Genomic DNA, 18747 nt, shown 5'->3' with positions numbered 1-18747 from the left:
CGTGGAGCTCAGCGCCCGAGCGCTGTCCGAACTGCCTGGTGTGCGGCGCCAGATCAGCAGGATCGCGGCTGATCTGGCGGCAGGCGTACATTGCCTCTGGCTGCTCCCGGACGACCTGGTCGAGGGAGGCTACGCCGAGGAACTGCACCATGTGGCGCTCTGCTCCGCTCCCGACCGCCTCGACATACCGGCACGCTCCGAGTCGGAGACGGCTTCGGTCCCGCCCCTGGGAGCCGTTCCTGAGCAGACGGGCTGGGCTGTGGACGACCTCCCCCTCCTGGAGGACTACGACGACGGGTTCGACCTCGGATGGGAGCCGGTCTTCCCGCGCCAGCGCAGCGCGCCGCGACCCACCGATGCACCGGAAGCGCCGGAGTCCGGACTCCTCGCCCGGCTGGCCAAGGAACTGTCCGTGCCTCCGAGGGAGGCCGTCGACACCCTCGTGGACCCCGACCGGCGATGGCGGCCGGTGATCGGCGTCCGGGCGTGGGAGGAGTCGGCGGCAAGCGCGGCCTCCGGCGATCCGGAGCAGGAGCGCGGCCGGGAGGTGGCCCGTCTCATCCGCTCGCTCAACGCGGCGGCGAAACAGGCAGGTCTGCCGCCCGAGAACCGTCCCCGGCTGCTGGTGACGGCCCGGGTCGAGGACCTTCCGCCCCGGTTTCCCGACGAACTCGAACTCGACCTGGCCACCTCGGCCGTGCACTGGTGGTGGGGGACCGTCGATCGGCTCGACAGCGCGACGGTCGTCTCGGCCGTGGCCGCCGACGTCTCCCGCGACACCCGTCGGCCCGGCGAAATACCGCGCGACCGCATCCTGCGCGCCGTCCGCGACGAGGTGGTGAGCGAGGTGTGCGGGCCCGATCCCGTGCTCGGCTGGCGACTGGCCCGGCGCTGGGACGGCAGCCAGGGCACGCTGGAGGACAGCCTGCGGGCGTGCCTGGAGGGCATGCGGGCGGTCCCGCCGGAGGAGCCCTTGACCGTTCTCTCGGGCGTCGGCTCCGGGCACCGGCCGGCGAGCGGGCTGCGCCCGGCCTGGGCGCGCGGGCTGCTGCAGGCATGGGACGGCCGCTCACGCGTCCACCCGGTGGTCTGGTGCGGCGACCGGAGTCGCTCGGACCACTTGAAGATCCTGGTCAGCCAAGCCCAGGCACGGGTGCTGCTGCCCTGGATCGAGGAGGCTCGCCAGCGTGTGGCACTGCGCGCCCTGTCCGCGGCGACCAGACCCGTGGCCGAGCTGATCGACCGCTATGTCGAGCGGCCTCCGGCCGGATACCGCACCCGCGCGCAGGAGGTGTTCCGCACCATCGAGGTCGGACCCTTGCTCCGTGCCTGCCGCCAGGGCCACCTCAACCTCCCCGTCGAGGACCGACGGCTGCTGGAGCAGCTCGTCCTGGCCCGGAACGTGCTGTCGCACCGCGGGGTGTTGTTCGACCGCACTCTGCACATCCTGTGCGACGAACTGGCCCGGGCGGATCTGCGCTGGTCCGGGGACATGTGAGAAACCGGAGGCACCGCGTCACCGGTCGCCGCTCACGGCAGGCATGTAGGGATCCCACAGCACTGGCTGTCTCCCACTGTCGGTGCCCGAATGCCCTTGGCGGGGGACGGCCCGATAGGTTTTCGGAGAAGCCGCCTGTCATCCAGGTGTACGGGCGGGTCTGTCAGACCCCTATGGAAAGGGTGATCCGTTGAGCCGCTCGGTTCTCGTCACCGGAGGCAACCGGGGCATCGGCCTCGCCATCGCCCGCGCGTTCGCCGACGCCGGCGACAAGGTCGCCATCACGTACCGCTCGGGGGAGCCGCCGGCCGGCTACCTGGCCGTCAAGTGCGACATCACCGACTCCGAGCAGGTGGAGCAGGCCTACAAGGAGATCGAGGCCCAGCACGGCCCCGTGGAGGTCCTGATCGCCAACGCCGGCGTCACCAAGGACCAGCTCCTGATGCGCATGTCCGAGGAGGACTTCACCTCGGTCATCGACACCAACGTCACGGGCACCTTCCGCGTCGTCAAGCGCGCCAACCGCGGCATGCTGCGTGCCAAGAAGGGCCGCGTCGTCCTCATCTCCTCGGTCGTGGGCCTCTACGGCTCGCCCGGGCAGGCCAACTACGCCGCCTCCAAGGCCGCCCTGGTCGGCTTCGCGCGCTCCCTCGCCCGTGAGCTGGGTTCGCGCGACATCACCTTCAACGTCGTCGCCCCCGGCTTCGTCGACACCGACATGACCAAGGTGCTCACCGACGAGCAGCGGGCGGGCATCGTGAAGCAGGTGCCGCTCGGCCGGTACGCGCAGCCCGAGGAGATCGCCGCGACGGTGCGGTTCCTCGCCTCGGACGACGCCTCGTACATCACTGGAGCCGTCATCCCCGTAGACGGCGGACTGGGAATGGGTCACTGATCACCATGAGCGGAATTCTCGAAGGCAAGCGCGTCCTGATCTCCGGTGTGCTGATGGAGTCCTCCATCGCCTTCCACGCCGCCAAGCTGGCCCAGGAACAGGGCGCCGAGATCATCCTCACCGCGTTCCCGCGGCCGACGCTGACCGAGCGCATCGCCAAGAAGCTCCCCAAGCCCACCAAGGTCATCGAGCTCGACGTCACCAACGACGAGCACCTCGGACGGCTGGCCGACCTCGTCGGCGAGGAGCTCGGCGGCCTCGACGGCGTCGTCCACTCCATCGGCTTCGCCCCGCAGGACGCCCTCGGCGGCAACTTCCTGAACACGCCGTTCGAGTCCGTGGCCACCGCCATGCACGTCTCGGCCTACTCCCTGAAGTCGCTCACCATGGCCTGCCTGCCGCTGATGCAGAACGGCGGCTCGGTCGTCGGCCTCACCTTCGACGCGAAGTTCGCCTGGCCGCAGTACGACTGGATGGGCCCTGCCAAGGCCGCCCTGGAGGCCACCAGCCGTTACGTCGCCCGCGACCTGGGCAAGCAGAACATCCGCTGCAACCTCGTCTCCGCCGGCCCCCTCGCCTCCATGGCCGCCAAGTCCATCCCGGGCTTCGGCGAACTGGCCTCGGTGTGGGACGCACGCTCGCCGCTCGAGTGGGACCTCAAGGACCCCGAGCCGGCCGGCCGCGCCATCGTCGCCCTGCTCAGCGACTGGTTCCCGAAGACCACCGGCGAGATCATCCACGTCGACGGCGGGCTGCACGCGATCGGCGCGTAGCACTGCCCTGGGTTTCACCGGCGCATGAGGGGCGCGCATCCATTCGGGTGCGCGCCCTCGCCGTACTCCTCTTCGCGGGGACGATCACTCGTTCGGCTCATCCGGCGGGGCGCCGGGGCCCGGTGCCGCGCACGCTGGAGGTACACCGCTCAGCCGCTCGGCCTGAGGAGGTTCCCTTGTGCGCGTCTCCCGCAGCATCGCCCCGGCGGTCCTCGCCCTCGCCCTGGCCCTCGTCCCGGCCCTCCCGTCCGACGCGCATCCGGCCGACCGGCCCGACCCGTTCGGAGCGGCCTGCCGCAGCACCGTCACCGGCTCCCGGGTGATCGCGCACTGCCACAACCCCTATGTGGCCGTCGACCGCGTCCGGCTGCACATCGAGTGCGCGCGGTGGTGGGACATCGACAGCGACAGTGCCGCGGTCGCGGCGGGACCGGCGCAGACCGTACGGCTCGCCGGGCGCTGCTGGAAGGAAGTCCGCTCGGTGTGGTTCAGCCACCAGCGGGTGGAGGGCTGACCCGACCCGGGCGGCAGTGGAAGGGGTAGCCGGCCGCCTCCGCCGCCGCGGTCCCGGCGTCGCCCGCGCGGATCGCGTCCACCAGGCGGGCGTGGTCCATGTACGTCTCCGGGGTCAGCTCCTCGCCCACGTCGCCGCGCAGCCAGTCCCGCAGCACCTCGCCGAGGTCCGCGTAGACCGCCGTGACGACGTCGTTGTGGGACGCGGCCACGACCGCCATGTGGAAGGTCGCGTCGGCGGTCACGAAGGCCTCCGTGTCGCCCGACGACCACGCCTCCTCACGGCGGGCGAGGAGGGCGTCCAGCTGCATGAGGTCCTTGTCCGTGCGCCGCTCGGCGGCCAGCTTGGCGGCGTTCGACTCCAGGGCGGAGCGCAGCTCGGCGATGTGGGTCGGGTCGGCGTCCGCGAAGCGGCGGTGCATCACGCCCGCGAGTTCGCTGGTCGCGACGACATAGGTGCCGGAGCCCTGACGGATGTCCAGCAGGCCGTTGTGGGCGAGCGCGCGGACGGCCTCGCGGACCGTGTTCCGGGCGACGCCCAGCTCCTCGACCAGCTCGGGCTCGGTGGGGATGCGGGAGCCGACCGGCCACTCGCCCGAGGTGATCTGGTTCCGCAGGGCGGCGATGACCTGTTCGGACAGCGCCGATCGGCGGGGATGGCTCAGCGGCATGGCACACCTTCGCACGTGCGGGCCGACCGGGGGAGGCCGGGTTCTGGACAACCAATCATCCTATGATTCTATGATGGGTGTCATGGTGAGCGAGGAGACTTCGACGTCGGCGTCGACACGTGGACGAACGATGTCCGTGCGGTCCGTGCGGTCCGTGGGTTCCGCGCGGTCCGTGGATTCCGTCGGTTCCGCGCCCGGAGGGTCCGCGTCCGGACGCCCGGCGCGGGGCACGCGCGCGTGGACGGCACGACTGGTCGTCGTGGGCATCGTCCTCACGGCCCTCAACCTCCGCCCCGCCATCACCAGCCTCGGCGCCCTGCTCGAAGAGGTGCGCGTCGGACTCGGCATGAGCGGCAGCGTCGCCGGACTGCTCACCTCCGTGCCGCCGCTCTGTTTCGCCGCCTTCGGCGTCATGGCACCCCGTCTCGCCCGCCGCTTCGGCCCGGCCGCCGTCGTCTGCGCCGGCATGGCCGCGATCGCCGGCGGGCTGCTGCTGCGGCCGTACGCCGGCGGTACGGCCGGATTCGTGGCCGCGAGCGCCCTCGCCCTGATGGGCATCGCCGTCAGCAACGTCCTGATGCCGGTCATCGTCAAGCGCTGGTTCCCGGACCGGGTCGGCTCCATGACGGGCCTCTACTCCATGGCCCTCGCCCTCGGCACCGCGTCCGCCGCTGCCGTCACCGTGCCCATGACGGCGGCCCTGGGCGGGAGTTGGCAGACCGGGCTCGCGGTGTGGGCGGGCCTCGCGGCGGCGGCCGTGCTGCCCTGGCTGCCCTTCGTCCGGGACCGCGCACCGCGCTCGGCCGGGCCGGCTCCCGCGCGCGAGGAGGGGCCGGCCTTGCGGATCACCCGGAGCCGTACCGCCTGGGCGCTCGCCGTCTTCTTCGGGCTCCAGGCGACCGCCGCCTACATCACGATGGGGTGGATGGCCCAGATCTTCCGGGACGCGGGGGTCCCGGCCGGCCGGGCGGGGCTGCTGCTGGCGGTCACGATGGTGATGGGCGTACCGCTGGCCTTCGTGATCCCCCGGCTCGCCACCCGGCTGCCCCGCCAGGGCCCCATCGTGATCGTCCTGGGCGTCTGCGGGCTCCTCGGATACGGCGGCCTCTACGCCGCCCCGGCCGAGGGGGCCTGGGCCTGGGCCGTGCTGATCGGCATCGCCAACTGCTCCTTCCCGCTGGCGCTCACCATGGTCGGTATGCGGGCCAGGACCGGTGCGGGCGTGGCCAGGCTGTCCGCCTTCGCGCAGAGCACGGGGTACCTGATCTCGATCCCCGGCCCGCTCCTCGTGGGCGTCCTCTATCAGCACAGCGGCGGCTGGGGCCTGCCCCTCGGCCTCATGGCCGCCCTCATGCTCCCGCAGATGGCGGTGGGCGTCCTGGCGGGCCGGGACCGGGTGGTCGAGGACGAGGCGGCCCGCTGACCCGCCCCCGGACCGGCCCCCGCGACTCCGGCAGGGGGTGGGGGTGCGAGACTGGCGGCATGCCAGTGCTCGACCCGAACCCCCAGAACGGCCAGAAGAAGATGCTCCTGGTCTTCGGCTCGTTCCTCGCCATCTTCGTCGTCATCGGGATCATCGCGGCCATCGCGTCACCGTGACCCCGCCGAGGGGTGGGGAAAACCCCCCGTCCCCTAGGGGGTCGGTCTCAGGGTGAAGTGGGTGGATCACCGGATGGGCCGGGGCGCCCGCAGTCCGTAAGTTCGAGATGTGGCCGCAGGGGACCCGCGAGGGCCCACGGAGGACCGGGCCACGAGGACTCTCGGACCACGGAGGCGGCATGTCGGCCCGTACACACACCCGGCCCCACCCGGCGGCACCCGCGGCCGGTGTCGACATCCGGCTGCCCTGGTGGGCGGTCGCCCTGCCGGCGCTCGGCTTCGTCACCCTCCTGCTGCTGATCCTCGACCCCGCTCAGGCCCAGGCGGCCGGCGGAGATCCCGTGATCCCCCGCCTCCTGGAGCTCATACGGCAGGCGCTGGCGGGCCACGCGCAGTGACGAGTGACCAGCCCACCGGAAGCACCTGTACGGGTACCGGGTATCCGCACTTCAACTCCCAGCGCCCCATGGCCTGTTTCGTGCGAAGCTGGGACTCATGAGCGTCGCAGAACCCCGCAGGATCATCCTCTTCCGGCATGCGAAGGCCGACTGGCCGCAGGTCTCCGACCACGAGCGGCCGCTCGCCGACCGGGGCCGCATGGACGCCGCCGTCGCTGGGCGCAAGCTGGCCGACTCCGGTACCCCTCTCGACCTTGCCCTCTGCTCCACCGCCGTCAGGACCCGCGAGACCTGGAAGCTGGCCGTCCACGAACTGCCCGAGCGGCCGAAAACGGTCTATGAGGAGCGGATCTACGAGGCCTCGCCCGGCGAGCTGATCGCCCTGCTCAACGAGACCCCGGACGACATGCGCAACGTCGTCCTGATCGGGCACAACCCCGGGATCCAGGGCCTCGCCGACATACTCGCGGGCAGCGCCGAGGGCGACACCCGCGCGCGTATGAACCGTCACGGGTTCCCGGCCGCCGCCTTCGCCGTGCTCTCGTTCGAGGGCGTCTGGAAGAGCCTGGAGCCGGGCGCCACCACGCTGGCCGACTACTGGGCGCCGACGGAATAACCCCGCCCGCGCGACCCCACCGGCCCCCGGCACGACCGAGGCCCGGCACCGGTTCGGTGCCGGGCCTCGGTCGTGCGTACGTGCCCGCTACTCGTCGTGCGTGTCCGCCGCCTCGACCTCTTCGCGGGTCACCCCGAGCAGGTACAGCACGGTGTCGAGGAAGGGGAAGTTCACCGCGGTGTGCGCGGCCTGGCGGACGACCGGCTTGGCGTTGAAGGCGACGCCCAGACCGGCCGCGTTCAGCATGTCGAGGTCGTTGGCGCCGTCGCCGATCGCCACGGTCTGGGACAGCGGCACCCCCGCCTCGGCGGCGAACCGGCGCAGCAGCCGGGCCTTGCCCGCGCGGTCCACGATCTCGCCGACCACCCTGCCGGTGAGTTTGCCGTCGACGATCTCCAGCGTGTTGGCCTGCGCGAAGTCGAGCCCCAGCCGGTCCTTGAGGTCATCGGTGACCTGCGTGAACCCGCCCGAGACCACACCGACCTGGAAGCCCAGCCGCTTCAGCGTGCGGATCAGCGTGCGCGCCCCCGGCGTGAGCCGCACCTCGCTGCGCACCTTCTCCACCACCGAGGCGTCGAGCCCCTCCAGCAGCGCCACACGCGCGTGCAGCGACTGCTCGAAGTCCAGCTCGCCCCGCATCGCGGCCTCGGTCACCTCGGCGACCTCCTTCTCGCACCCGGCGTGCGCGGCGAAGAGCTCGATCACCTCGTCCTGGATGAGGGTGGAGTCCACGTCCATGACCACCAGCCGCTGCGCCCGCCGGTGCAGCCCCGCCGCGACCACGGCGACGTCCACGCCGAGGGCCACCGACTCGGTGACCAGCGCGGTCCGCAGTGTCTCCGGTTCCGTACCGGAGACCGCGAACTCGACGGCCGTCACCGGGTACTTGGCGAGCCGGAAGATACGGTCGATGTTGCCGCCGGTCGCCGTGATCCGGGCGGCGATGCGGGCGGTGGACTCGGCGGTCAGCGGATGGCCCAGCACGGTCACGTGCGAGCGGCCGAGGCCGCGCGGCCGGTTGTCGCCCTTGCCGGAGATGATCTCCGCCTGCATCTTCATCGACTCCGCCCAGCTGTGGACGGTCGCCCGCAGGTCACCCTCCTGCCCGGCGGGCGGCTCGGTCACGAGCGCGCACAGCACGATCCGGCCACGGGTGACGACCTGCTCGATGTCGACCACGTCGACGGAGTACGCGGCGAGGGTGTCGAACAGTCCGGCGGTGATGCCCGGCCGGTCCTTGCCGAAGATCTTGACGAGGAGAGTGGGGACGTCAGAGGAGGTCTGCGAAGCGCTCATGATGTGCCAACCGTATCCGGCGCCCCGCGCCTTTGGCCCCTGAGGTCCGCCCAGCGGACGGAGAACACTGGGTTACCGGCGGCTGAAGCGCACCTGGACCGTGTACGACGCCCCGGAGAGCCCCCTCGGATCACCCCCGTCCACCCCCGTCCCGGTGTCTCAGCGCCCCCGGGGCCCGCGCGGAGGCGGCGGTGGCGGTGGCGGCGGCGGCCCCTCCTCCGGTGGGGGCGGCGGAGCCGGCCAGACACTCGACCCCGATCCCGATCCCGATCCCGACCCCGCCCCGGACCCGGGCTGCTGCCCCGGCCGTCGCGGCGGAGGCGTGAACCGCCGCACGACCGTCGGCGCCCCGTACACATCGGGCGGCGGTGCCCCCCGGGGCTCCCGCGAGTCCGGGGCCCCCGGCGACTGCGCCCTCCGCAGCTCGTCCGGCAGCCGCAGATACGGATTGGTGTCCGGGTTCGGCGGCCGGTACGGCATGCCCGGCGTGTACGGTCCTGAGGAGGAATCCGCGACTGTGGCCCCATGGGCCCCGGCGGGCACCGCCCGGAGGCCGTCCGCTTCCCCCCGTGCCCACGGCGAGGCCCGCACCCCGGCGGCCCGCGTCCCGCACGCCAGCAGCGCCCCGACGGCCCCCGCACCCGCGCCCCAGAGCGCGCCCAGCGGCAGAGCCGTCACCGCCCGCCCGCGCAGCTCGATGCCCGCGTCGAACGCGTCGATGCCGAACAGACCCAGCGAGGCGTCCACCGACACCTCCGTCAGCCGTACCAGCAGCGGCAGCGCCACCGCCGTCGCGAGGCCCAGCCGAAGAGCGCAGCGCCCCACGAAACCGAGCGTGCCCGCGCCCCGTGCATCCGCACCGGATCCGCCCCCGGCAGCGGCGGCAGCGGACCGCCGTACGAAAGGCGTACGTACGGCGGTCAGGACCCCCGCGTACACCATCATCAGCGCGGCAGCGAGGCCCAACAGCCAGACCCTGCCGTCCAGTTCGGCGAGGCGGCCGAGCGTGACGGCTTCGCTCGTGTCGATGTTCAGCAGCTCGTCGAGCGGGTCGGGCAGGAGGTCGGCCAGCGCGCCGGTGGCCCTGCCGTCCCAGGGGACGAGGAGGCCGAGGGGGACGCCCAGCCAGACGCCGTTGGGCGCGCCGAGGAGGGCCGCGCCGGCGATCCGCCGGGGGTGGGGGTCGCCGATCGCCGCGTACGCCGCCGCCGCGAGCCCGGCCAGGACCGCCACCAGCAGCACGGAGACCACGGCGGACACGGTGGGCCGTACGACGCGGTGCAGGGCGTCCAGGGCGGGCGGCAGCGGGGTGCGGCGCGAGGCCAGCAGGGCGATGAGCAGCACGCCCAGGCACCAGGTCAGGCCGCCGAGCAGGGTCGGCACGGTGTCGACGGTGAAGCCGACCTTGGCCTGCGCGTCGGCCAGGTCGCCCAGCCGGTCCGGCAGCAGACCGCCGCCGATGTCCCCGATGGCACCGAGCCCCGGGATCTCCACGTCGTCGAGGGCGCCGCCGCCGGGCAGTTGTCCGTCGAGCCCCAGCCGGGTTCCGTCCAGGGTGACGACGGCGTTCCCGGCCCAGGCCAGCCCGCCCATCAGCGCCACGAAGAGGGCGAGCACCGTGCCCGCCCGCGCGAGGAGTTCGCCGGGGGAGATCACAAGTCCCGCGCCCCGCAGGGACCGCAGGAAGAACCAGGCCAGCAGGAGCGCCCCCACCAGGCCGACCCCCAGTGGCGCTATGTCGATGGCGGTGGTGGCCTGGGCTCCTTCCAGGCCGAAGGCGGACACGTCGCCGGACGGGGTCACCGTCCCACCTGCCCCCAGCGCCACGACCGCCGCGGTCATGGGACCGAGTTCGCCCGCCGTGTCGGCCTCCAGCAGGTGCAGGCCGAGCGCCGCCGTACCCGCCATTCCGATCAACGCCCAGCTCACGGCGGCGATCGCGGAGAACAGTACGTCCCCCCACGGCACGCCGCCGCCTCGGCCGAGATTCCGGTCGCTCATGTCGGACCCCCCGATCCGCATCGCGGCGTTGCACCGCCGATGTCCCTCTCGCGTGGGATTACCACTCTCCGGCCCGGTTTCAACCCCGTCAACGGGACCGGCCGATACCCCCGTACGCACTCTTCACAAGGCCCGACTTTCGGTCAGGGGGCCGAGCCTGAAATAGTTCCCCCCGATGTTCGACATCCCTAGACTCCCTGTGACGGGGGTAAATCGGGGGACAACTCAGTGGGGCATGGAGTGCCGGAACTCGTACTGGAATTGAACGGACAAACCTGGACGCTCGATCCGTCCAGGGCATACACCCTCGGACGTGATCCGCAGGGAGACATCGTGTTCGACGACGCCAGGGTGTCCTGGCGTCACGCCACGATCAGCTTCAGCGGCCGTGGTTGGGTGATCGAGGACCACGGCAGCACCAACGGCACCTTCGCGCAGGGGCAGCGGATCCACCAGCTGGAGATCGGCCCCGGTTCGGCCGTGCACCTCGGCAACGCGAGCGACGGCCCGAGACTCAACCTCTCCGGCAGTGCCGCGTCCGTCGCGCAGCCCCAGCAGCAGCCGTACGCGGCGCAGGGCGCGAACGCCGGCTACGCCGGCCAGCAGGCCCCGCAGCAGCAGGCGCCGCAGGCGGGCTGGCAGCAGCCGCAGGCACAGGTCCCGCACCAGCAGGGCCCCGGTGGTGGCGCGGGGGCGCCGCCGGTCTACGGTGACCGCAGCCCGACCACGTTCCACCACCTCTCGCTCGGCCGGGTCATGCGCATCGGCCGTGCGCTGGAGAACGAGCTGGTCGTCTCCGACCTGCAGGTCTCGCGCAACCACGCCGAGTTCCACGCGACGCCCGACGGGCGCTTCGAGATCCGCGACCTCGGCTCGCACAACGGCACGTTCGTCAACGGTATGCCGATCGCCAAGGGCGGCACGGCCCTCCTCGGTCCGAACGACATCGTGGGCGTCGGCCACTCGACGTTCCGTATCGTCGGCGGCCGCCTGGAAGAGTTCGTCGACACCGGTGACGTCTCCTTCTCCGCGCGCCACCTGACGGTCACCGTCGACGGCGGCAAGCAGATCCTGAAGGACGTCTCCTTCGGTGTCCCGGAGAAGTCGCTCATCGCGGTCATCGGCCCCTCCGGCTCCGGCAAGTCCACCCTGCTGAAGGCGCTCACGGGCTACCGCCCGGCCAACCAGGGTGACGTCCTCTACGACAACCGGAACCTGTACAAGCAGTTCGCCGAGCTGCGGCAGCGCATCGGTCTGGTCCCGCAGGACGACATCCTGCACAAGGAGCTGACCGTCAAGAAGGCCCTCAAGTACGCGGCCAAGCTGCGCTTCCCGGCCGACACCACGGCCGCCGAGCGTGACGCCCGCATCGACGAGGTGCTGCGCGAGCTGAAGCTCGACATCCACAAGGACAAGAAGGTCACCTCGCTCTCCGGCGGCCAGCGCAAGCGCGTCTCGGTCGCCCTGGAGCTGCTGACCAAGCCGTCGCTGATCTTCCTGGACGAGCCGACCTCCGGCCTCGACCCGGGCATGGACCGTGACGTCATGCAGCTGCTGCGCGGCCTCGCCGACGACGGCCGTACGGTCCTGGTGGTCACGCACTCGGTCGCCGAGCTGGCGATCTGCGACAAGCTCCTGGTGATGGCGCCGGGCGGCTCGGTGGCGTACTTCGGTCCGCCCGAGGAGGCCCTGAACTTCTTCGGCTACGAGACCTGGGCCGACGTCTTCTCCGCCTTCGAGAACTACCGCGACTACGACTGGGCGGGCCGCTGGAAGGGCTCGCAGCACTACCAGATGTACGCCGCGGACATCGACGCCGTCGCCCCGCAGTCGGTCCACATGCCGCCGCCGCAGTCGATGCGCCCGCCGAAGCCGCAGGGCTGGCTCTCCCAGCTCGGCACCCTGGTCCGGCGCTACGTCTCCGTCATCGTGTCCGACAAGGGCTTCCTGGCGCTGACGGTGATCCTGCCGGCCGTGCTCGGCGCGGTGAGCCTGCTCATCGACCCGGACAAGGACCTGCTGGTGCGGGGGGTGAACAAGGCGACCGGCCTGCCCGTCCCGAACGGCACGGCCACCACGGTGCTGCTGATCCTCGCGGTCGGCGCGTGCTTCGCGGGCGCCGCCAACTCGGTCCGAGAGCTGATCAAGGAACGCGTGATCTACGAGCGGGAGCGGGCCACCGGCCTGTCACGCTCGGCGTACCTGATGTCCAAGGTGATCGTCCTGGGCGCGGTTACCGTGTTCCAGGGCGCCATGGTCGGCGCGATCGGGTTCTCCAGCCGGACGATCCCGGACGAGGCCCTGATCTTCGGCGAGGGCAAGGTCGCCGTCATGCTCGAACTGTCGATCCCGATCATGGGGCTCGGCTTCACCTCCATGATGTTCGGCCTGGTCATCTCCTCGCTGGTGAAGACCGCCGAGAAGACGATGCCGCTGCTGGTGATGTTCGCGATCGTCCAGGTCGTCTTCACCGGCTGCCTCTTCGCCCTGCACGGCAGCCCGGGTGTCAACGAGTTCTCGTACCTGATGCCGTCGCGCTGGGCGGTCGCCGCCGCCGGAGCCACGCTGGACTTCAACAACATCAGCCCGCCCAAGGAGGCCGGCGACACCGACCCGCTGTGGAACCACACGGTCGGCGCCTACAGCCTCGACATGATCGCCCTGATCGTGCTCGGCGTGATCTGCGGGTTCCTCGTGGCCCGCTTCCTGCGCCGCCACGAGCCGGAGGTCATGCGCAAGTAGCCCCAGGGCCCACGGGCCGGGCACGGACGTACGAGGGGCGGCACCCGCACCGGGTGCCGCCCTTCCACGTTCTCAGAGGTCCGCGCCGACCTCAGTACGCGCTGTTGACGTTGTCGATCGAGCCGTAGCGGTCGGCGGCGTAGTTCGCGGCGGCCGTCAGGTTGGCGACCGGGTCGTACTGGCTGTGGGCCGTGCCCGGGACGTGGTAGGCGTCGAAGGTCGGCTTGATGACCTGCAGCAGACCGATCGACGGGACGCCGTTGATGGCGTTGATGTCCCAGTCGTTGATGGCGTTCGGGTTGCCCGAGGACTCCCGCATGATGTTCTTGTGCAGGCCGTTGTAGGTGCCCGGGATCTTGTGCTTCTTCATGATGTCGAGCGCCTCGCGGATCCAGCCGTCGAGGTTGTTCGGGTAGGACTTCACGGCGGCCTTGGCGATCTTCGCGCGCTGGGCGGACCGGCTCGCGGCCTCCTTCTTGGCGCGCTCCTGGTCGGCCTTCTTCTTCGCGGCGGCCGCGGCGGCCTTCGTGTCGGCGTCGGCGGCCTGGTCGGTGACGCTGGCCTTCACGGCCTGCGCCGGGTTCTGGCTGAACGCCGCCGGAGCCGCGGACACGGTCTGCGTGGTGGTCTGAGCCTCGGCCGGCACCAGCGAGAACGCGAGGGCGGCGGTGCCGAAGGCGGCCACTCCGGCGAGCGAGAGCTTGTGGGTCTTGGTCAGCGCGAGACTGTGGCCGGGCTTCTTGACGTTCTTGATCATGAGTGAGGGACCTCTTCGAATAGCGCGGAGGTCGCTCTCGTGCCGGGTGGGGACATTGCTGTTCCAGCACAAACGCCGCGGGGCGACCCGCGGCGTCGAGCGACAGCAGCAATTCTTAGCGGCCGCAAAATCGTGTGGCAAAGGTGTGACGTACGATGCTGCTTAGTTGAAACGGAAAGGGCAAAACGGGACAGAACAACCCGTCCTTCCCGCTCAAACCCCCCTTATCCCTCTCCTAGGCAGCTTCGTACGTGATGCGCACCCTATGGGCGGGCTCACAGGGCCCGGGCGGCAAGCTCACCGGCAGTTGCTGGCGCAATGCTCTGCGTGAGGGGCCTCCTCCGGCAGGATGAGGTGCACGTCCCCGAACTCGTGCCACAGGTAACGCCCCTCGGCCGCCGCCTCGTACGCGCGATCGACCGCCGCCCGCCCGGCGACCGCCTCCAGCATCAGCAGATGCGAGGCCTCCGGCTCGTGCAGCCCCGTCAGCAGCCCGTCCACCACCCGCACCCCGCGCTCCGGGGTCACCACCAGGTCCGTCCAGCCGCGCCGGGCCCGTACGACACCGTCGGGCCCGGTGGCCGACTCCACGGCCCGCACCGCCGTCGTCCCCACCGCGACCACCCGCCCACCCGCCCGTCTCCCACCCTTCGCCCGCGCCGCGTTGATCAGCCGCGCCGACGCCTCCGGCACCGCGAACCGCTCCGGGTACGGCGGCTCGTGCGCCTCCGCCGACGCCACCCCGGTGTGCAGCGTGACCGGCGCGAACTGCACCCCCCGGCTCACCAGCTCCGCCACCAGCCGCGCCGTGAACGGCCGCCCCGCACTCGGCATCTCCGCGGACCCCGCCCCGTCCCGCGACGGCAGCGCGAACACCGTCTGGTACACCGAGAGCGGCTGGTCCCGCTCCGTGTAGGAGTAGCGGATGGGCCGCCCGTGCTCCCGCAGCACCCCCGCGACGTCCGGTGCGGACACCCGGGCCCACCACAGCCGCTCGCCCCGCGCGCTCAGCGGCTCCTCCAGGACCAGCCGCACCTCCCCCGGCAGACCCACCTCCGTCCCCGCCGGCCCGCCCGCCCGCGCGCGCGTGGTGCCGCGTCCGTCCGGATCCCGCAGCTCGACGGCCCACCGCCCGTCGTCGCCCCGCGTGGAGAAATGCACCACCACGCGCGCGTGCCCCACCGTCCCGTCCACCGCCGCCGCCAGCGTCGGCGAGGTGTTGACCACCAGCAGGTCTCCCGCCCTCAGCAGCCCCGGCAGCGCCGCGAACGCGTGGTGCGACACCCGCGTACCGCACGAGACCAGCAGCCGTACGCCGTCCCGGTCCAGGCCCGGCCCGCGCTGCTCGGCGGGCACGCGCGCGTGCAACTCCTCCGGGACGCCCACCGCCACCGTGCTCATCGCCCCTCCAGCAGGGACCGCGCCCCGTACCGGCCACTGACCGGCCGCTCGTCCAGCAACCGCAGGAACGCCGGGACCACGCTCCCCGGACCGGGCCGCGGCTCGTCGTCGTCCGGTACCGCCGCGGCGTACAGGTCCGTGCCCATGTCCCCGGGATCGACGGCCCACACCCGCAGCCCCGGTTCCTCCACGGCCAGCACCGCCGACATCTGGTCCAGCGCCGCCTTCGAGGCCCCGTACCCGCCCCACGTCCCGTACGCCTCGGCCGCCGCGTCGGAACTGACGTCGATCACCGCGCCCGCCCCGGAGGCCCGCAGCAGCGGCAGTGCCTCCTGGACCAGCCCCAGCGCCGCGACCACATTGACCTCCAGGGCCCGCCGCAGCCCGTCCAGGGCCAGCTCCTCCAGCCGTACCAGCGGCTCGGCGCCCAGCGCGCTCGCGTTGTTCACCAGCAGGTCGACCCCGCCCAGCCCCCGCGCCGCCGCCGTCAGCGCGGCCCGGTGCCCGGCGTCGGTGACGTCCCCCGGCAACGCCTCCACCCGTGTTCCGTACGCCGACAGCTCCGCCGCCGCCTCCCTCAGGGCCCCGGCGGTCCTGGCGTCCAGCACCAGATCCCACCCGCGCTCCGCCAGCGCCGCGCCCAGCGCCCGGCCCAGCCCCTTCGACGCCCCCGTGATGATCGCTACGGGCATGACATCCGTCCCCTCGTCCTCGGCCGCCACCCGACCCGGGCGGCGGTGATCCCAACGTAGGAACGGGACCGCCCCCGCCGCCTCGTGCGCGGGCCGCAGACCGTCGGGGCCCTTTGCCCTAGGCCGCCGGGCGGGCCCGCGGTCCTAGGTCCGGTCGTAGGCCCCGGCCTAGGTCGCAGGGTCCGGAGGAGACCCCCACCGGCCCGATCCGCGGTGTCGGACCCCGCCGGTACGGTGAGTTCATGAGTCACCGTCCACGGTCCGGCCTCGCCGCGGTCAGCTCCGCGCTGCTGGCCATGAGCAGGCACCTGGAGGTGCGCGACGTCCTCAAGACGATCGTCGCCTCCGCGCGCGAGCTGCTCGACGCGGAGTACGCGGCGCTCGGCGTCCCCGACGACCACGGCGGCTTCGCCCAGTTCGTCGTCGACGGCGTCAGCGACGCCCAGTGGAAGGCCATCGGCCCCCTCCCGCGCCAGCACGGCATCCTCGCCGCCATGCTCCACGAGGCCACCCCCGAGCGCCTCGCCGACGTCCGCAAGGACCCCCGCTTCGAGGGCTGGCCGAGCGCGCACCCCGATCTCGTCGACTTCCTGGGCCTGCCCATCCGCGACGGCGACGAGGTCATCGGCGCCCTCTTCCTCGCCAACAAGCGCTGCCCCGGGCCCGAGGGCGGCTGCGGCTTCACCGAGGAGGACGAGGACCTGCTGTCGATCCTCGCCCAGCACGCCGCGATCGCCCTGACCAACGCCCGTCTCTACGAGCGCAGCCGCGAGCTGACCATCGCCGAGGAACGCTCCCGGCTCGCGCACGAACTCCACGACGCCGTCAGCCAGAAGCTGTTCTCCCTGCGCCTGACCGCCCAGGCCGCCGCCGCCCTGGTCGACCGCGACCCCTCCCGTGCCAAGGGCGAACTCCAGCAGGTCGCCGCCCTCGCCGCCGAGGCCGCCGAGGAGCTGCGCGCCGCCGTCGTCGAGCTGCGCCCCGCCGGGCTCGACGAGGACGGCCTCGCCGCCACCCTGCGCACCCAGATCCACGTCCTGGACCGCGCCCACAGCGCCCGTGTCACCTTCTCCGGCCGGGGCGCCCGCGCGCTGCCGGCCGCCCAGGAGGAGGCCATGCTGCGCGTCGCCCAGGAGGCGCTGCACAACGCCCTGCGGCACTCGGGAGCCGAGCGGGTCGACGTCGCCCTCGACCGGCACGGCGGCGGGGCGGTCCTACGGGTCACGGACGACGGCGTCGGCTTCGACACCCAGATCGTGCGCAGCGCGGGACGCCATCTGGGCCTGGTCTCGATGCGCGACCGGGCGAGCGGCGTCGGCGGCCGGCTGACCGTGGAATCGGCGCCCGGAAAGGGCACCACGATCGAGATGGAGGTCCCCGGTGGCTGAGACAATCAAGGTGCTGCTCGTCGACGACCACCAGGTGGTCCGACGCGGCCTGCGCACCTTCCTGGAGGTGCAGGACGACATAGAGGTCGTGGGAGAGGCCGCCGACGGCGCCGAGGGAGTCGCCCGCGCCGAGGAACTCCGGCCCGACGTCGTCCTCATGGACGTCAAGATGCCGGGCATGGACGGCGTCGACGCCCTGCGCAAACTCCGCGAACTCGCCAACCCCGCGCGCGTGCTCATCGTCACCAGTTTCACCGAGCAGCGCACGGTCGTCCCGGCCCTGCGCGCCGGCGCCGCCGGGTACGTCTACAAGGACGTGGACCCCGACGCCCTCGCCGGTGCCATCCGCTCGGTGCACGCCGGGCACATCCTCCTGCAGCCGGAGGTCGCCGACGCGCTGCTGTCGCAGGAGGGGGCCAACTCGGGCCAGGGCAGGGGAGGTTCCCTCACCGAGCGGGAGCGCGAGGTGCTCGGTCTGATAGCAGACGGGCGCTCCAACCGCGAGATCGCCCGCGCGCTGGTCCTCTCCGAGAAGACGGTCAAGACCCACGTCTCGAACATCCTGATGAAACTCGACCTGGCGGACCGCACCCAGGCCGCGCTGTGGGCGGTACGCCACGGTGTGACCTGATGATGTGCGTATTGTCCGGCAACATGGAGGGTTCCACTCCGGGCTGAGATTCATACTGTCGGGTGTATGTCCCTCGGGTGGCGCATCCTCGGGGGAGCCCCGCCGTTCTTCAGTGCGTGCTGCGTGCGACCGCCGCAGTGATCGCAAGGAAGGGCTCAACGTGAAGAACCTGAAGAAGGCCGCCGCTGTCACGATGGTGGCCGGTGGCCTCGTCGCCGCCGGTGCCGGTATGGCCTCCGCCACCGACGGCGGGGCGCACGCCGAGGGCAAGGCCATCGGCTCGCCGGGCGTCGTCTCGGGCAACGTCATCCAGGCCCCGGTCCACATCCCCGTGAACGCGGTCGGCAACAGCGTGAACGTCATCGGCATCCTGAACCCGGCCTTCGGCAACCTGGGTGTCAACCACTGACGTTCCCGCCCCGGAGCACCAGTGACCACCGGCCTTCCAGGCGCCCCTGGGAGGCCGGTCAGGCTGCCGCCCCACCCTGTTCCCCTGCCGTCCTGCCGTCTCGATGCGCCGAACGGGCAGTTCCCAACGGCCCGTCCGTGCCAGGGCGTCCGCGCCCGGCGTCGGCCGGCGCACGATCCGTGTGCGGGTCGGACCCGTACGACGCAGGAGGAACGCGGCTCATGAACTTCGCCAAGAAGGCCGCCCTGACCGTGACCGCCGCCGGTCTCGCGGCGGGCGCCTCGTCCGGCACCGCCGTCGCCGACTCGTCGGCCGACAGCGCGGCCGTCGGTTCCCCGGGCGTCGCCTCCGGCCTCGACGTGCAGGTCCCCGTCGACGTCCCCGTCACGGTCACCGGCCTCGGTGCCAACCTCGTCGCCGCGCTCAACCCGACGTTCGGCAACGTCACGGCCAACCCCTGACCATCC

At 72.1% G+C, this 18747-nt stretch carries 19 protein-coding genes; 13 read left to right on the top strand and 6 right to left on the bottom strand.

Annotated elements, in window-relative coordinates:
- Position 1 precedes the first annotated feature (1 nt).
- The 4 genes from H4687_RS10805 (at position 2) to H4687_RS10790 (ending at position 3680) form a co-directional block, all read left to right on the top strand.
- A complete protein-coding gene (locus H4687_RS10805) occupies positions 2–1498 on the top strand; it encodes a hypothetical protein (RefSeq protein WP_046914400.1) in 1497 nt (498 codons plus the stop codon).
- A 190-nt stretch (positions 1499–1688) separates the two neighbouring features.
- The gene (gene fabG / locus H4687_RS10800) at positions 1689–2393 is read left to right on the top strand and encodes a 3-oxoacyl-[acyl-carrier-protein] reductase (protein WP_046914401.1); all 705 of its coding nucleotides are present in this window, start codon (positions 1689–1691) and stop codon (positions 2391–2393) included.
- 5 nt (positions 2394–2398) lie between these two features.
- Complete coding sequence (fabI, locus tag H4687_RS10795; RefSeq protein WP_046914402.1) at positions 2399–3166, top strand: enoyl-ACP reductase FabI; 768 nt, start codon at positions 2399–2401, stop codon at positions 3164–3166.
- A 178-nt stretch (positions 3167–3344) separates the two neighbouring features.
- Positions 3345–3680 carry a hypothetical protein gene (locus tag H4687_RS10790; RefSeq protein WP_046914403.1) on the top strand — a complete coding sequence of 112 codons (336 nt, stop codon included), beginning with the start codon at positions 3345–3347 and terminating at the stop codon, positions 3678–3680.
- On the opposite strand, the gene H4687_RS10785 is transcribed toward H4687_RS10790, so the two are convergent.
- A complete protein-coding gene (locus tag H4687_RS10785) occupies positions 3655–4350 on the bottom strand; it encodes a FadR/GntR family transcriptional regulator (protein ID WP_046914404.1) in 696 nt (231 codons plus the stop codon). The two genes, H4687_RS10790 and H4687_RS10785, sit on opposite strands and share 26 nt — an antisense overlap.
- Before the next feature lie 70 nt (positions 4351–4420).
- Here H4687_RS10785 and H4687_RS10780 point away from each other — a divergent pair, with 70 nt between their 5' ends.
- The 4 genes from H4687_RS10780 to H4687_RS10770 all read left to right on the top strand — a co-directional run bounded on the left by H4687_RS10780 (position 4421) and on the right by H4687_RS10770 (position 6963).
- On the top strand, positions 4421–5773 hold the full coding sequence (locus H4687_RS10780) for a CynX/NimT family MFS transporter (protein ID WP_046914405.1): 1353 nt from the start codon (positions 4421–4423) through the stop codon (positions 5771–5773).
- A 59-nt stretch (positions 5774–5832) separates the two neighbouring features.
- Complete coding sequence (locus H4687_RS47480) at positions 5833–5949, top strand: SGM_5486 family transporter-associated protein (RefSeq protein ID WP_005477623.1); 117 nt, start codon at positions 5833–5835, stop codon at positions 5947–5949.
- Positions 5950–6128: 179 nt separating this feature from the next.
- Positions 6129–6347, top strand: coding sequence for a hypothetical protein (locus tag H4687_RS10775; protein ID WP_046914406.1), 219 nt, complete (start codon positions 6129–6131; stop codon positions 6345–6347).
- A gap of 97 nt (positions 6348–6444) precedes the next feature.
- Entirely contained in the window at positions 6445–6963 is a 519-nt protein-coding gene (locus tag H4687_RS10770; protein WP_046914407.1) for a SixA phosphatase family protein, read from the top strand.
- Between the two features lie 87 nt (positions 6964–7050).
- On the opposite strand, the gene serB is transcribed toward H4687_RS10770, so the two are convergent.
- Together serB and H4687_RS10760 are read right to left on the bottom strand one after the other, a co-directional pair.
- Positions 7051–8259: a phosphoserine phosphatase SerB gene (gene serB / locus H4687_RS10765; RefSeq protein ID WP_050398305.1), complete on the bottom strand. Its 1209-nt coding sequence runs from the start codon at positions 8257–8259 to the stop codon at positions 7051–7053.
- A 159-nt stretch (positions 8260–8418) separates the two neighbouring features.
- Entirely contained in the window at positions 8419–10260 is a 1842-nt protein-coding gene (locus tag H4687_RS10760; RefSeq protein ID WP_050398321.1) for a streptophobe family protein, read from the bottom strand.
- Positions 10261–10500: 240 nt separating this feature from the next.
- Between H4687_RS10760 and H4687_RS10755 the strand changes: the two genes are divergently transcribed.
- Positions 10501–13002 carry an ABC transporter ATP-binding protein/permease gene (locus H4687_RS10755; RefSeq protein ID WP_046917507.1) on the top strand — a complete coding sequence of 834 codons (2502 nt, stop codon included), beginning with the start codon at positions 10501–10503 and terminating at the stop codon, positions 13000–13002.
- A 91-nt stretch (positions 13003–13093) separates the two neighbouring features.
- Here H4687_RS10755 and H4687_RS10750 read toward each other — a convergent pair whose 3' ends face one another.
- The 3 genes from H4687_RS10750 to H4687_RS10740 form a co-directional block, all read right to left on the bottom strand.
- On the bottom strand, positions 13094–13759 hold the full coding sequence (locus H4687_RS10750; RefSeq protein ID WP_046917506.1) for a transglycosylase SLT domain-containing protein: 666 nt from the start codon (positions 13757–13759) through the stop codon (positions 13094–13096).
- A gap of 297 nt (positions 13760–14056) precedes the next feature.
- Positions 14057–15160 (bottom strand): S-adenosylmethionine:tRNA ribosyltransferase-isomerase, encoded by a 1104-nt coding sequence (locus tag H4687_RS10745; protein ID WP_192781663.1) that lies wholly within the window; start codon positions 15158–15160, stop codon positions 14057–14059.
- Positions 15157–15852: an SDR family NAD(P)-dependent oxidoreductase gene (locus H4687_RS10740; RefSeq protein WP_046912572.1), complete on the bottom strand. Its 696-nt coding sequence runs from the start codon at positions 15850–15852 to the stop codon at positions 15157–15159. Before H4687_RS10740 ends, H4687_RS10745 begins: the two co-directional genes overlap by 4 nt.
- A 242-nt stretch (positions 15853–16094) precedes the next feature.
- Between H4687_RS10740 and H4687_RS10735 the strand changes: the two genes are divergently transcribed.
- From H4687_RS10735 to H4687_RS10720, 4 genes are all read left to right on the top strand, one after another.
- Positions 16095–17240, top strand: a complete 1146-nt coding sequence (locus H4687_RS10735) for a GAF domain-containing sensor histidine kinase (RefSeq protein WP_046912569.1) — start codon at positions 16095–16097, stop codon at positions 17238–17240.
- On the top strand, positions 17233–17871 hold the full coding sequence (locus tag H4687_RS10730) for a response regulator (RefSeq protein WP_020114354.1): 639 nt from the start codon (positions 17233–17235) through the stop codon (positions 17869–17871). Before H4687_RS10735 ends, H4687_RS10730 begins: the two co-directional genes overlap by 8 nt.
- Positions 17872–18031: 160 nt before the next feature.
- The gene (gene chpE, locus H4687_RS10725; RefSeq protein ID WP_046912568.1) at positions 18032–18280 is read left to right on the top strand and encodes a chaplin ChpE; all 249 of its coding nucleotides are present in this window, start codon (positions 18032–18034) and stop codon (positions 18278–18280) included.
- Positions 18281–18501: 221 nt separating this feature from the next.
- On the top strand, positions 18502–18741 hold the full coding sequence (locus tag H4687_RS10720) for a chaplin family protein (RefSeq protein WP_046912567.1): 240 nt from the start codon (positions 18502–18504) through the stop codon (positions 18739–18741).
- Positions 18742–18747: the final 6 nt, after the last annotated feature.

Origin of the sequence: Streptomyces stelliscabiei, from assembly GCF_014873495.1 — a bacterium.
In the GTDB taxonomy this organism is placed as follows: domain Bacteria; phylum Actinomycetota; class Actinomycetes; order Streptomycetales; family Streptomycetaceae; genus Streptomyces; species Streptomyces bottropensis.
The sequence above is the reverse complement of the archived record's forward strand: the minus strand, read 5'-3'. Positions and strand labels throughout refer to the sequence as shown.